The organism is Pseudomonas fluorescens (assembly GCF_003732425.1).
GTDB lineage: Bacteria > Pseudomonadota > Gammaproteobacteria > Pseudomonadales > Pseudomonadaceae > Aquipseudomonas > Aquipseudomonas fluorescens_BE.
Genome location: NZ_MOBX01000013.1, coordinates 179555 through 192864 on the forward strand (window position 1 = coordinate 179555; position 13310 = coordinate 192864).

Here is a 13310-nt window from a genome sequence, read left to right on the forward strand (position 1 = left end):
CGGCGCTGATCAAGTGAAGGTGTGTCGGCTCATGGGCAGGCTGCGCACCCGCTGACCGGTTAGCGTCGCCACCGCGTTAGCGACGGCGGGCGCGACCGCAGGCAATGGCGGTTCACCGATGCCGCCCATTTTTTCCCCGCTCTCGACCACACGCACATGCACCCGTGCCATCCGCGCAGGCGGCAGGATCGGATACAAGTCGTAGTTGCGCGCCCGAGGTTTGCCATCCACCCACACGGCTTCTTCGACCAGGGTTTGCGACAGTCCCAGCGCCACGGCGCCGTTGACCTGCGCTTCGACAATCGCCGGGTTGACGATGCTACCCGGGTCAATCGCTTGCCAGATGTCGTGCACCTTGACCTGACCGTTCTCGATGGAGACCTCGGCGATCACCGCCGTCTCTGTACCGAACGGCGAAGCCATGGCCACACCGCGCGCACGTCGGCTGCCATCCTCGGCAGTAAACGGGCCGCGCTTCCAGCCACCCGACAGTTCACCTACCGCTTGCAGCAAGGTGGTCAGCCGTTTGTTGTCACGCAGCAAATGCAGGCGCAGGTCGAACGGGTCCTTGCCGCCCTTGTCGGCCAGCTCATCGAGGAACGATTCATAGAAGAAGTCGTTGAGCGAATTGCCCACCGAACGCCAGTAACCGAGCATCGCCGGGCCTTTGACGTAGATCTGCGCAATGCGTTTGTTGGGGATCGCATAGGACTTGCCTGACAAGCCTTCAAGCGCCGTCGGGTCAAGCTTCTCACCCTGCTTGCCGGCGAGGGCCTCGGTCGGGCCTTCGGTGGCACTGATCGCTTCAATTGCCAGCGGCCAGCCGTCGCTGTCCAGCGCGGCGCGGAAATTCACCGCGGCAACCGGGCGCAGCACGTCGCGCAGGAACTCTTCTTCGCGACTCCAGATCAGTTTGACCGGACGGCCAACCGCTTTCGCCAGCGCGATCGCCTGCGGATAGGGACTGGCCGAATCGTAGAGGAAATGCCGGCCGAAGAACCCGCCCAGCAGCGGTGAATGCAAGGTGATGCGCGACGGATCGAGGCCCGTGCGTTTGGCGATGTCGGCACGAAACATATCCGGCGCCTGATTCGGCAGCCAGACTTCCAGCGAACCGTCCGGGTTGAATCGGGCCAGGGCTGAAGGCGGCTCCAGTTGGCCGTGGTTCAGGTATTGATTGTGGTAAGTGGCGTCGATCCGGGTCTTGCTGTCCTTGAGAAGCGCAGCCACGTCGCCTTCATGTTCATCATCTTTGGCCGGGCCTTTATCTTCAGCGAGGCGCTTGAACCAGGCATCGCTGGAAAAATCGGCGGGCATCGGCCGCACTTGGCTGTCGGCCGTGGGTTCTTGCCAGTCGACCTGAATCGCCTCGACCGCACGTTTGGCGTGCCACCAGCGCTCGGCAACCACCGCCACGGCCCCGGGCAGACGATGCACGGAATGCACGCCTTTCATTGCCTTGACCTGGTCTTCGTTGCGCAGATTGCCCACGGTCATTCCCAGGCGTGGGGCATGTTGAACGGCCGCATGGAGCATGTCGTCGACTTTCAGATCAATGCTGTACAGCGCCTTGCCCGTGGACTTGTCGTAGGCATCGAGGCGTTTCACCGGTTTGCCGATCCAGCGGAACTGGCTCGGATCACGCAGCTTCACGGAGGCCGGATCGGGAACCGGCAGATCCATCGCACGCTCGGCCAGTTCACCGTAGGCCAGCGAGCGGCCCGACTTGGCATGCACGACTTTGCCAGGCTCGGTGCTCAACTCGCTCACCGGCACGCCAAGTTGCTGCGCGCCCGCCTGCAACAGCATGGCGCGGGCAAGGGCGCCGAGGCGGCGCATCACCGGGTAACTCATACGCACCGACATGCTGCCGCCGGTGATGCGCATGCCGTTTTCCAACACCACATAGGCTTCACCGGGCGGCGCGGCTTCGACCAGGAAGGTCGCCGGATCGGCATCCAGTTCTTCGCCGACGATCTGCGCCATTGCCGTGAACGTACCTTGTCCGCCCTCCATGAACGGGCAGAGCAGACGCACGCGGTTGTCCGGGCGGATCTCGAGAAACGCCGGCACCTGCGTGCCGCGCTCGGCGGTCGCCGCTGCAACGGCAGCTTGCACGCGTGTCGCCCCCAGCGGCAGACCGAAGCCGAGGACCAGTGCGCCGACGGCGGTACCGGTCAGAAAACGCCTGCGCGAAACATTGATCGGTTCGTGCAGATCCAGTACTGAAGCGTGCTGCGAAGGGTCGATTCGAACGTTCATCACGCGTCTCCCTTGCCGGCCAGCTCATGCACGGCGGCATGAATGGCGTTGTAAGTCCCGCAGCGGCACAGATTGACCATCGCTGCCTCGATTTGCGCATCACTCGGTTTAGGGTTTTGTTTGAGCAGCGCAGTGGCCGCCATCACCTGCCCGGACTGGCAGTAGCCGCACTGCGCGACCTGCAAATCGACCCAGGTCGAGACCACCCGTTTGCCCACGTCATCGCTTTCGATGGCCTCAATGGTGGTGACCTCGCGGCCGACCACACCCGCCACCGGCGTGACACACGAGCGCACGATATTGCCGTCCACCAGCACCGAGCAGGCGCCACATTGCGCCAGTCCGCAGCCGTACTTGGTCCCGGTCATGCCCAAGTCATCGCGGATCACCCACAGCAAGGGCGTATCGGCGTCGGCATCGACCTGATAGGTCTTCTGGTTGATTCGTAGTTCCATGGTTCACCCGCTTGATCATCGGTTGACGTGCATTGTTATCAGCGGTGACGCGCGGCGAGGCGCATCACCGGTTTTCGTTCAATTCGCGACTGTGCCGAGCGCTTCTGCCTCGTATGGCTGCCCGCGCAGGAGGGCGATGTCACGACTCGGCGCAGTGCCGAACAGCCGGGCGTATTCGCGGCTGAACTGCGAAGGGCTTTCATAGCCGACCGCAAACGCCGCCCGCGAAACGTCGAGGCGCTCGACTAGCATCAGTCGTCGTGCCTCGTTGAGCCGCAGCCATTTCTGGTACTGCAGCGGGCTCATGCCGGTGAGCTGACGGAAATGATGGTGAAAGGTCGGCGCGCTCATCTGCACCCGCGCGGCCAGATCGTCGATGCGCAGGGCATCGGTGTAGTTGACCTTGAGCCAGTCAATGGCCTTGGCGATGCGGTAACCCTGACCATCGACGGCCGTGATCTGCCGCAGCCGGGCGCCTTGGTCGGTGTGCAGCAGCCGATAGTGGATTTCGCGCAGAATCAGCGGCGCGAGTACCGGAATCGCTTCGGGTTCATCGAGCAATGCCAGCAGGCGATCGAGTGCGCCTTCCAGCGCAGACGACAGGCTGCCAATCGCGGCCCCCGTGCCCGTTGCTGGCTGGCGCTTGGCCGGCAAGCCGCTCTTGGTGATGACCTCGGCGAGCATGCCGACATCCAGTTTCAGCACCAAACCGACACAGGGCTGTTCCGGGCTGGCGAGCATCACTTCGGAGTTGGCGGGCAGGTCCAGTGAGGTGACCAAAAACCGTGAAGGGTCATAGCTGTAGCCCTCACCACCGACCCACAAGCGCTTCTCGCCGCGACCCACGAGAATCAGGCTCGGTTCGATCATGCACACCACGGGTGGCGCCGGCTGGTCGCGACGAAACAGCGACAAACCGGGTATGGCCGTGGCGAAGTCCCCCGGCGCGCTCACGCGCGGGTCAATGTTCAACGCCAAAGGCGATGCCTGGGGCAGAGGGGTAGGGATCATGTCGGGTCACTCCTGTTGACCGAACTCTAATCCGCGCGCGAGACGTTTCCTATCCATCACCCTGCATCCCCAGAGGATCAGGCAAGCATTCAAGAGGAATGCACTAGGGAAGCGCCGGATTGACCGGGAGAATGTGTCTATCTGTTACAGGGGCAGTACCCGCAAAGTCGATTAACTGCTTGCCCCTGCGCATCACATCCACACGTTTTTCGCACCACAGGTAGTTCTCATGACGTTTCCTTCTACAGATCCTTCTAAAAGAACAGGCGGCTGGAGCGCTGTGCTGGCCATGTCGCTGGCCGCATTCGCCCTGGTCGCTTCAGAATTCATGCCGGTCAGCCTGCTGACGCCGATTGCCGCAGACCTGCACATCACCGAAGGCCAGGCCGGGCAGGGGATCTCCGTGTCCGGTGCCTTTGCATTGATCACCAGCCTGCTGATTGCCTCGGTCGCTGCGCGCATCGAACGCAAAACGCTGCTGCTGGGCCTGACCTTGCTGATGATCGTCTCCGGTACGATCGTCGCGGTCGCGCCGGGTTACCCGTCATTCATGTTCGGACGTGCGTTGATCGGGATAGCGATCGGCGGTTTCTGGTCACTCTCGGCGGCGACCGCCATGCGTCTGGTGCAGCCAGAACAGGTTTCGCGAGCGCTGGCCATCGTCAATGGCGGTAATGCGCTGGCGACGGTCATCGCCGCTCCGGCGGGGAGCTTTCTCGGCTCGCTGATCGGCTGGCGCGGGGCATTCTTCTGTGTGGTTCCGGTGGCGGTGCTGGCTGCCGTGTGGCTGCTGATAAGCCTTCCTTCTTTCAAGGGCGAGCGCCAGGCCGGTAGCGGCAACGTGTTGCGGCTGATGAAGCAATTGCCAGTGGCCTTGGGCATGGTTGCCGTCAGCGTCTTTTTCATGGGCCAGTTCATGCTGTTCACCTACCTGCGCCCCTTTCTTGAGGGCGTGACCGGCGTCAGCGTCTCAACGTTGTCCTTGATGCTGCTGGGCCTGGGACTGGCCGGTTTTATCGGCACCTTTTTGATCGAACGGTTTATGGGGCGCGGCCTCTATCGCACGTTGACCATCATCCCGCTGATCATGGCCGCCATCGCGCTGGCGTTGGTCAGCTTCGGCAAATCACCGGTGCTGACCGCTGTGTTGCTCGGCCTCTGGGGACTGGTTGCGACGGCCGCGCCGGTCGGCTGGTGGACATGGCTGGCGCAAACGCTTCCGGATGATGCGGAAGCCGGAGGCGGCTTGCTCGTGGCCATTGTCCAACTGGCGATTGCCGGCGGTGCAATCATTGGTGGTCTGGCCTTTGATCTGAGCGGTTACAAAGCTACGTTCGAGCTTAGTGCCGCAGTGTTGGTCGCCGCTTCTGTGCTTGCCTGGTTGGCGGGGCGCAATGCCACGGAGGTTCATCTTGTCGAGGCGAATGCGACAGCTTGAGGGAATCAGCCGTACCTCATGAGGCAGTGTGGGACTTAATGACAACCCTTCTTCCCCGGCTATTTATTCAGCGATCGAGCCTCTTGCGGCGATGGAGGGGCGTTTGATGCCTATCTGAAATTGGGTGAGTGTCGAACGTCGGCTGTCGGCCAACAGGCAGTCGTTCAGAGAATGCCGCTATCGACCCAAAGCATCCCCTCAGACTTCGCATTTCTTCTGGAACCCCACGCTAGCAAGGGGCTGGTCAGAGAGCACACTTCTTGGGCGGTTCGAATGTTATTCCCGTTGATCGTTTACTTGCCAGAATATAGTTCTCGTCGCCTAGCGATGCTTGACGATAACTCAACCCTGTCCTGCATTCTGTGCCGGGATACATGTCGAATTCGTATATCGATTTTCCAATTGCTACTTCTATTTGTTGGTTGTATCGATTAAGCAGAAGGAGGAATGTTGCTGGTGCGAACGCTCCAATAGCCATGTAAAAAATTATCTGAAAAATCACCGTGGCAATAACGTAGCTATTTTTTTTGCTATCAAGCTCAACCCCAAAAAACCACTTTGTAAGTCGTGGTGCTTTTTTCGCAAAACTCGATCCATAGATGAGAATTGGAGCCATTACGACGGAGACAGGGATGAAAATTGCTCCCGCAGCAATGAAAAGAAATGGAATCGCAAAGATTGCTAGAAAAGACAGTGTATGGGGAAAGGTTATAGGCGGAACATGAGTCATCCCGCCTATTATATTTCCCGAGATGCTGAACGCGAGATTAGAGCCAATAGCAAATGCGATGGCAATAAGTGCCTTGCCAACCGAGGTTTCATAAAGAATTGCGTAGATGCGATAAACATCGTACGCAGCAACGCCTAGGCAATAAATAAAAAACAATATAGCGGTCGTTGCAAATATATTGTTTGCGTCCAGCAAGTAAAAATAACCCAGAAGGGGCAGACACAGGGTGACGTTAAGGTAAAGTTGATGACGGCGCTCAAGGCTTTCGTACCAATTTACTATAACCCCCCAACGTTCGGTGAGTTCATATTTTCCTGGGTAGAGAATTTGCATCACCCGAATTCCGCCCCCGACTGCCAAGAGAAATACAGTTGTTGAGAAAGATACAAATCGCCAATGAGCCGGAATAATAAAAAGAAAAAAACAAAGCGCGACGCCAGCTAATGCAATGCGCTTCACAAGATCGCGAAAGTTTTTTTCTCTACTAATTGACTGCGAATCCTCAGGAGCAGTAGTGCTCGTCAGGTTTTGATTTTTCATTAACACTATGATCCTGCAAAAATGTGTTTGTGATGAGATCCAGCTACTGCATTATCGGAAAAAGAGGCAGGAACTTTAATGTTCTCCGTTCAAGTCATGGACTCAACACACGGTGCCGGACACAACATTGAGATGACCGCCGCGAGTGCGAGCGCCGTTTCGTAGGCAGGCTTCCTCGTTGCAAGATAATCAGTGGTAGCGTGTGGTATTCCAGCAATCGAGGTAGATCCAAAGTAACAAGTCCAGGCAAAGCTACTTTTGAAATGTACTCAATGGGTGACTTCCTTGCTCCGCACCTTGTTGTTTGGGATGTCATTCGCACGCGCCGAATTATCCGCAATGCGACTGCGCAAACATCAGCTTATACCTGCGCTGACATCCGATGATTCTCCAGCAAAAAGTCGACGAACAATCGCACCCGCGCCGGCATCGCCGCGCCGCCGACGAACACCGCATGAATCGGTTCCTGATCCCCGGGATTCCAGTCTTCCAGCAGCGCAATCAGGTCGCCGCGCTGCAGATCCTCGCTCACGCTGAACATACCGATACGGGCAATCCCGGCGCCCACTCGCGCGAGTTGTGCCAGCGCTTCACCGCTGCTGCATTCGATGTTGCCGCTGACCTTCAGGGAAAACGCTTTGCCATCGCGGATAAATGGCCAGTTGGGTTCGGCACGCTTGAAATTGAAGCGCAGGCAGTTGTGTTGTAGCAGGTCTTCCGGTTCCTGGGGGATGCCGTGGCGTTGCAGATACTCGGGCGATGCCACCACAACCTGGCCGGTGTCGCCGATCCTGCGTGCGGTCAGCGGGCTGTCGGGCAGATGGCCAAAGCGCACCGCGACGTCGGCCTGCCCGCCGAGAATGTCGACCACTTCGTCGCCAAGGGTGAGGTCGACGACGATGTTCGGGTAACGGGCGCTGAAGGCTGCGACCAACGGAACGATGGCCAGGCGCCCATGGCCAAGGGCGGCACTGACCCGTAATCGCCCTCTGGGCACGCCTTGATCGGCGATGGCTTCTTCGACCTCGTCCATGTCGGCGAGGATACGCCGGGCGCCGCGCAGGAACGCTTCGCCCTCGGCCGTGAAGGTGATCGCTCGGGTGGTGCGCAACAGCAGGCGGGTGCCCAGCCGTTGCTCGGTGCGCGCGATGATCCGACTGACCGCCGAGGGCGTCAGGCCCAGTGCACGCGCGGCGGCCGACAGGCTGCCTTCCTGCGCCACGGTGGTGAACACGCTCATTTCACCTGACCTGCCGTTGAAATCCACTTGTGCCTCCTACGCAAAGGTGATTGCCAAAAATGCTATCTACCGCCTGAAAAGACGGGATCGTAGCATTGGCGGCATAGATAAGGAGCTTTCCATGCGTATCAATCCACCACTTGTTGCACTCGCCATCGGTGCCTTCGGCATCGGCGTTACAGAATTTGCCCCCATGGGCATGTTGCCGGGTATCGCCGCGGATCTGGGCGTTTCCATTCCCGCTGCCGGTTTGTTGGTCAGCGCTTATGCGCTGGGCGTATTGCTCGGCGCACCACTGATGACCCTGACCACCGGCAAGATTCCCCGGCGCTCTCTGCTGATCGGGCTCATGGCGATTTTCACCCTGGGTAATCTGATGTCAGCCTTGGCCACCGATTACTACAGCCTCATGGTCGCCAGGGTGGTGACCTCACTGAACCACGGTGCCTTTTTTGGCGTTGGCTCGATCGTCGCCGCCACCCTGGTCGCCCCGGAGAAACGTGCCGGGGCGGTTGCGGCGATGTTCATGGGCCTGACCCTGGCGACCATCGGCGGTGTGCCGCTGGCTGCCTGGTTTGGCGAACTGTTCGGTTGGCGCACCGCGTTCTGGGGGATTACCGGCCTGGGCGTGGTGACCATGGCCGCGTTGTGGTTCGCCTTGCCCAACGTGCGGGCGCCGCAAAGCGTCGGTGTCATGGCGGAAATTCGAGTGTTGGGCCGCGGCCCGGTGCTGGCCGCGCTGGCTCTGACTGTCGTCGGCTCAAGCGCCATGTTTACCGTGTTCACTTACATCGCGCCAATCCTCAGCAGCGAAACCCATGCGTCCACCGCCTTCATCACTGCCATGCTGATGCTCTACGGTGTCGGGTTGACGCTGGGCAACATGTGGGGCGGCAAGGCCGCTGACCGCTCGATAGATCGCACCCTGATCGTCTCGCTGAGCGTGCTGATTCTGGTCTTGTTGGCGTTCACCGTACTGATGCGTTGGCCGCTGCCGGCCGCCGTGGCCATCCTGATCTGGGGTATCGCCAGTTTTGCCTTGGTGCCGCCGCTACAGATGCGCGTCATGGAAGCGGCGAAGGACGCGCCCAATCTGGCTTCGGCAGTGAATATCGGCGCCTTCAACTTCGGCAACGCGATTGGCGCGGCGCTGGGCGGTGCGGTGATCAGCAGCGGGCTCGGTTATCCGGCGATCTCCCTGGCCGGCGCGGCAATGGCGGGCCTGGGGCTGCTGATGGTGTTGGCGTTTGCGTGGCGCTCCAGAATGACTGAAGCCGCGGTGGTGTGACGATTCGTTACTCTCGATAAGTGGTGGCGAGTGGCAGGTTCCTGCCGTGGCTGACCCGCAGATACGACCGCAGGCGCCTGCCGCCCAATCTCAAACGCATCCGTCATATTGTGGTCGAGCGATTTGATTTGGGTGGCAGGAGAGGGCGAAGCGGTGTCAGTGATCGGCTGCCTGACGCCGCAGCAAGTCATCGACGGCCCGGATGGCAAGGGGATATCCGTCGGCGCCCATGCCGCAAATCACCGCATTGGCCACGCCAGACATTATTGAGTGGCGGTGCAGCTCGTCCCGTGCATGGATGTTCGACAGATGCAGCTCAATCAGCGGTGCGGCGAGCAGCTTCAGCGCATCCAGTACCGGAATGGAGTGGAACGACAGGCCGGCCGGGTTGATGATGACGGCCGCGCCTTGCTCGAAAGCCTCTTGAATCCAGTCGACCATCACACCTTCGTGGTTGGTTTGGCGAAAGTCGCATATCAGGTCAAGTTCCGCGGCCAGTTTTTCACTGCGTTGCCGGATCTGCTCGAGCGTGGTGTGGCCGTAAATGTGCGGCTCACGGCGACCCAGCAGGTTGAGGTTTGGGCCGTTGAGGATGAAGACAGTGCGATTCATGGTTGTCCTGCTGCGTTATTTGGAAAGAAGGGCGGTAGCGCGAGTGTCGAGAGCATCGTCGTTGGCGACGGCGTTCAGGTCGATGCCGCGGGTTTCCGGGCCGATGACAATCATGGCCAGGGAGATCAGGTTGATCACCGCGCACAAGGTCACCAGCGGCCACGGCGAGTTGTTCGACTGGCTCATCAGCCACACGGCGATCATCGGCATCGGCCCACCGATGACCAGGTTGGCGCCGGTGTAGGCCAGTGCCGAACCCGAATAGCGGACCTGGGTCGGGAACGCCTCGGCGAAGGCCACAGGCTGGATCCCGCTCTGAAACTGGGTGAAGCCCAGGAATAGACCCATGATTGCCATGATGGCTGGAACGTTCAGCGTGTTGAGGATCGGGAAGTACACGAACAGGATCAGCAACGTCATGCATGAACCCAGCGCCAATGCCTTTTTTCGGCCCCAGCGATCGGAAAGATAACCGCCAGCCAACGCACCGAAAATCGCGCAGACGTTAGCCACCATCAGCGACATGAAGCCCGTCGACTGACTGAAGCCCAAGTGCTTGGTCAGGTAGCTGAGGGAGAAAATCACGATCAGATAGAACAGCGCAGCGGGCGAGCAGAAAAACAGCATCAGGCGCAGGATGGTTTTGTAGTGGCTACCGACCGCGGATTTGAGCGGGCTTTTTTCCTGTTTGACCGGGGTCTTTTTCAAGGCCACGAAAGCCGGGGTCTCATCGACTTTCAGGCGGATGAAGATGGCCACCACGACCAGCACGAAGCTCATCAGGAACGGAATTCGCCAGCCAAAGCTTTCAAATTGCTCGCCTGAAAGTGTCGCGGCCAGGCCCATCAACACACCGTTGGCCAATATCTGGCTGAGCGGTGAGCACAAGCCGAGCATGCCGGAATACCGTCCTCGGCGATCGGGGGAGGCGTGTTCCAGCGCCATCAGTTGCGCGCCAGTGGACTCGCCGCCCAGCGCAAAGCCTTGAATGATCCGCAGCAGCACCAGCAGGATCGGCGCCCAGATACCCACCTGAGCGTAGGTGGGCAACAAGCCCATCAGCACCGAAGCCAGGCCCATCATGGTCACGGTGGCCAGCATCAGGTTGCGGCGGCCAAGTTTGTCACCCAGGTAGCCACAGGTAATGGCACCCAATGGCCGAGCGGCCAGGCCGACACCAAAGGTTGCCAGGGAAGCAAGCAGGCCCGCGGTCGGCTCCATGGCCGGGAAAAACAATTTGGGCAAAATGGTCGCGGACATCGCGCCATACAGCGTGAAGTCGAACCACTCCAGGGCCGTGCCGATGGTCGCAGCGGTCACCGCTTTGCGAGGCATGCGCGAATCATGAGTCTCGTGACTGATTGTGCTCATAAGGGTGCTCGTCATTATTTTTATAGCGTCGGGATGCCGGGACGGTTCTGCGCGGTAACAACGCAATTGGCAGGAATCGTCGAGGTGGCTAGACGTTAGCGCATCCCGCTTGCAGAATAATTATCGAAATCACGATAAATAGATAAGCCAGCCTTATGAGTAGCGAATATGGAACTGCGTCATCTGAAAGCATTTGTCGTTGCCGCTGACCTGCAGCACTTCAGTCGGGCGGCTGAGCAATTGGGCGTTGCGCAGCCGGCACTGAGCCAGTTGATGCGAACCCTGGAGTCCGAGCTGGGGTTGGCATTGTTCCGCCGGGAAAACCGCGGCGTCGCGTTGACCGCTGCCGGCGAGGCATTTTTGCCCCATGCGCGACAGTCCATCGAATCCAGCGAACTGGCGATTGCCGCTGCACGGCGGGCGCGCCGTGGTGAAGTGGGCGAGATCAACATCGGCTATCACTCGGCCTTGTTCGAGGCCAATTTGCCGCAGTTGTTGCGGCATTACTTCAGCACTTTCCCGGAAGTCAAAGTGTCGCTGGTGGACGCCGGTATTCGCGCGCAGTTCGACATGTTGCTCGACCACAAGCTTGACCTGGCCTTCGCCCGGGTCTTCAAGGACCACCTGCCGGATCGCCTGCGCACCCATCATTTCAGCCAGTCGAGGCTGGTCTTGCTGATGCCGGACAACCATGACATGGCGGACAGTTTTACCGGCGAACTGGCGACGCTGCGCCATGAGAAATTCGTGTTTCTGCAGGACAGCGCCGGCATCGGTCTGACCTCACACACCCTCCAGGCCTGCCGGCAGAATCAGCTGCACCCCGAGAACATCATGCATGTGCCGTCGCTGATGAGCATTCCGGGGCTGGTGGCGGCCGGCATCGGCCTGAGCATCGTCCCGGAAACAATGACGCGGTTGACCATGCCAGGCATACGCATTGTGCCGCTGGCTCAAGCGGAAATGGTCAGCGAGCTTTCGCTGATTTCGCGGATTGATGAAAGGTCCAGCGCGGTGCTGCATTTCATTGAAGAGGCGCAGGGTTGGGGATGATGGAGCTGAATGCGCTTAGGAACGATCGCAGTCCGTGCCGCAGGTGGCCGTCACCGCGCTGATTGTCCATGGATGCGGATGGATTGATCGGATTCGCCCGGTTTATCCAATCTGGCGTAGTTACAAAACCTGAAATCGAGGCCCGCTTTAGCGGGTCTCTTTGTCCTCACCTGACCAGCCCCATCAAAGCGTGGTGATCTGCCCGTTGCGATCCAGCTCATACACCTTGTTGCCCTGCAATTTCTCCTTCAACCACCGTTCCGCCTTACCCAGCGGCCGCTGCCGCGCCCAGAGCAAATCGACACCAATCTGCCAGTCGGTATGCGGATACGCCGAGAGCTGCAGCTCCACCAGCTCGCCCTTGGCCAGTTCACGCTGAACAAGCTGCCGGGGCAGGGTGGCCCAACCGAGTCCGGCGCGGACCATTTCCAATAACGCCAGATAGCTTTCCGCTTGCCACAACTGGGTCGAGCGCAGGTATTCGCTGCTCGGCAGTTTGCTCGCGTGGGCGCTGAAGGCCAGGCGGCGATGGACGTGCAGGTCGTCGAAGGTGACGTTATCGAGTTGCGCCAATGGATGGTCAGGGTGGCAGACGTGCAGCATGATCAATTTGCCCAGTTGTTGGAACGCCAGCTCCTTGGGGTAGCCGGGTTGCGAAAACGCCACGCCGAGTACCGCTTCACCGCTGCTGACCAGTTCGCTGACGTCGCCGTACACCGGATGACGGATGATCAGGTCGACAAAGGGGAACGCGGCTTCGAAGGCTTTGAGCACCGGCATGATCGGGCCGTACGGCGTTTCAATGGCGAGCGTCAGACTGGGTTCAACTTTGTCTGACAGGCAGTCGGCGTGGGCTTCGAAGGTCATGCAGCGTTCGAGCACGGCTTCGGCCTGCACCAACAATTTTTGGCCGCTGGCGGTGAGGGCGGGGCTGCGGTTGCTGCGGTCGAACAGGTCGACGCCGAGGTCGGTTTCGAGGTTGGCAATCGCCGCGCTGATGGTCGATTGGGTCTTGCCCAGTTTGCGCCCGGCGGCGGAAAACGATCCGCTTTTGACCACTTGGACGAACATCAACAGTTGATCGAGTGAGAAGCGCAAGCGGTGAACTCCCGGGTCGAAAATGAGGGTTTGGAGCGGCTAACGAATGCCTGATTGTGCCATCGAAAAAAGCGATGGTTGCTAATTTGTTTCATCGCAATAAACGTTCAACTATGGCCCCGCGTCAAACGATCTCCGGGGCGGATCTACCTTTCAAACGCCCCTGAGCATGCCCGCGATCTCAACAGATGCCGCACCTTCAGGAGCGTGTG

Annotated in this window: 11 protein-coding genes; 3 read left to right on the top strand and 8 right to left on the bottom strand. The window is 59.7% G+C overall.

The features are described 5' to 3' along the window. Positions 1–9 precede the first annotated feature (9 nt). The 3 genes from BK670_RS11195 to BK670_RS11205 form a co-directional block, all read right to left on the bottom strand. Positions 10–2262 (bottom strand): xanthine dehydrogenase family protein molybdopterin-binding subunit, encoded by a 2253-nt coding sequence (locus tag BK670_RS11195; protein ID WP_123449807.1) that lies wholly within the window; start codon positions 2260–2262, stop codon positions 10–12. Then, positions 2262–2717, bottom strand: coding sequence for a (2Fe-2S)-binding protein (locus BK670_RS11200; RefSeq protein WP_123449808.1), 456 nt, complete (start codon positions 2715–2717; stop codon positions 2262–2264). Before BK670_RS11200 ends, BK670_RS11195 begins: the two co-directional genes overlap by 1 nt. Positions 2718–2795: 78 nt before the next feature. Beyond that, entirely contained in the window at positions 2796–3728 is a 933-nt protein-coding gene (locus tag BK670_RS11205; RefSeq protein ID WP_123449809.1) for an AraC family transcriptional regulator, read from the bottom strand. Between the two features lie 229 nt (positions 3729–3957). Between BK670_RS11205 and BK670_RS11210 the strand changes: the two genes are divergently transcribed. Then, on the top strand, positions 3958–5166 hold the full coding sequence (locus tag BK670_RS11210; RefSeq protein WP_123449810.1) for an MFS transporter: 1209 nt from the start codon (positions 3958–3960) through the stop codon (positions 5164–5166). Positions 5167–5410: 244 nt separating this feature from the next. On the opposite strand, the gene BK670_RS11215 is transcribed toward BK670_RS11210, so the two are convergent. Further along, entirely contained in the window at positions 5411–6436 is a 1026-nt protein-coding gene (locus tag BK670_RS11215; protein WP_123449811.1) for a hypothetical protein, read from the bottom strand. Positions 6437–6797: 361 nt separating this feature from the next. Continuing rightward, on the bottom strand, positions 6798–7703 hold the full coding sequence (locus tag BK670_RS11225; RefSeq protein ID WP_123449812.1) for a LysR family transcriptional regulator: 906 nt from the start codon (positions 7701–7703) through the stop codon (positions 6798–6800). A 94-nt stretch (positions 7704–7797) separates the two neighbouring features. On the opposite strand from BK670_RS11225, the gene BK670_RS11230 reads away from it, so the two are divergent. Then, the gene (locus BK670_RS11230) at positions 7798–8964 is read left to right on the top strand and encodes an MFS transporter (RefSeq protein ID WP_123449813.1); all 1167 of its coding nucleotides are present in this window, start codon (positions 7798–7800) and stop codon (positions 8962–8964) included. 156 nt (positions 8965–9120) lie between these two features. On the opposite strand, the gene BK670_RS11235 is transcribed toward BK670_RS11230, so the two are convergent. After that, complete coding sequence (locus tag BK670_RS11235) at positions 9121–9576, bottom strand: type II 3-dehydroquinate dehydratase (RefSeq protein ID WP_123449814.1); 456 nt, start codon at positions 9574–9576, stop codon at positions 9121–9123. A gap of 15 nt (positions 9577–9591) precedes the next feature. Next, a complete protein-coding gene (locus BK670_RS11240; RefSeq protein ID WP_123449815.1) occupies positions 9592–10947 on the bottom strand; it encodes an MFS transporter in 1356 nt (451 codons plus the stop codon). Positions 10948–11115: 168 nt separating this feature from the next. Here BK670_RS11240 and BK670_RS11245 point away from each other — a divergent pair, with 168 nt between their 5' ends. Beyond that, a complete protein-coding gene (locus tag BK670_RS11245; protein ID WP_123449816.1) occupies positions 11116–12000 on the top strand; it encodes a LysR family transcriptional regulator in 885 nt (294 codons plus the stop codon). Positions 12001–12183: 183 nt separating this feature from the next. Here the strand turns inward: BK670_RS11245 and BK670_RS11250 are convergent, their stop codons facing one another. Then, complete coding sequence (locus tag BK670_RS11250) at positions 12184–13098, bottom strand: LysR family transcriptional regulator (protein ID WP_123449817.1); 915 nt, start codon at positions 13096–13098, stop codon at positions 12184–12186. Between the last annotated feature and the right edge of the window lie 212 nt (positions 13099–13310).

Bases quoted from the DNA above. Each gene is read 5' to 3' on its own strand.
- BK670_RS11195 (WP_123449807.1), bottom strand. From the start codon at position 2,262: ATGAACGTTCGAATCGACCCTTCGCAGCACGCTTCAGTACTGGATCTG.
- BK670_RS11200 (WP_123449808.1), bottom strand. From the start codon at position 2,717: ATGGAACTACGAATCAACCAGAAGACCTATCAGGTCGATGCCGACGCC.
- BK670_RS11205 (WP_123449809.1), bottom strand. From the start codon at position 3,728: ATGATCCCTACCCCTCTGCCCCAGGCATCGCCTTTGGCGTTGAACATT.
- BK670_RS11210 (WP_123449810.1), top strand. From the start codon at position 3,958: ATGACGTTTCCTTCTACAGATCCTTCTAAAAGAACAGGCGGCTGGAGC.
- BK670_RS11215 (WP_123449811.1), bottom strand. From the start codon at position 6,436: ATGAAAAATCAAAACCTGACGAGCACTACTGCTCCTGAGGATTCGCAG.
- BK670_RS11230 (WP_123449813.1), top strand. From the start codon at position 7,798: ATGCGTATCAATCCACCACTTGTTGCACTCGCCATCGGTGCCTTCGGC.
- BK670_RS11235 (WP_123449814.1), bottom strand. From the start codon at position 9,576: ATGAATCGCACTGTCTTCATCCTCAACGGCCCAAACCTCAACCTGCTG.
- BK670_RS11240 (WP_123449815.1), bottom strand. From the start codon at position 10,947: ATGAGCACAATCAGTCACGAGACTCATGATTCGCGCATGCCTCGCAAA.
- BK670_RS11245 (WP_123449816.1), top strand. From the start codon at position 11,116: ATGGAACTGCGTCATCTGAAAGCATTTGTCGTTGCCGCTGACCTGCAG.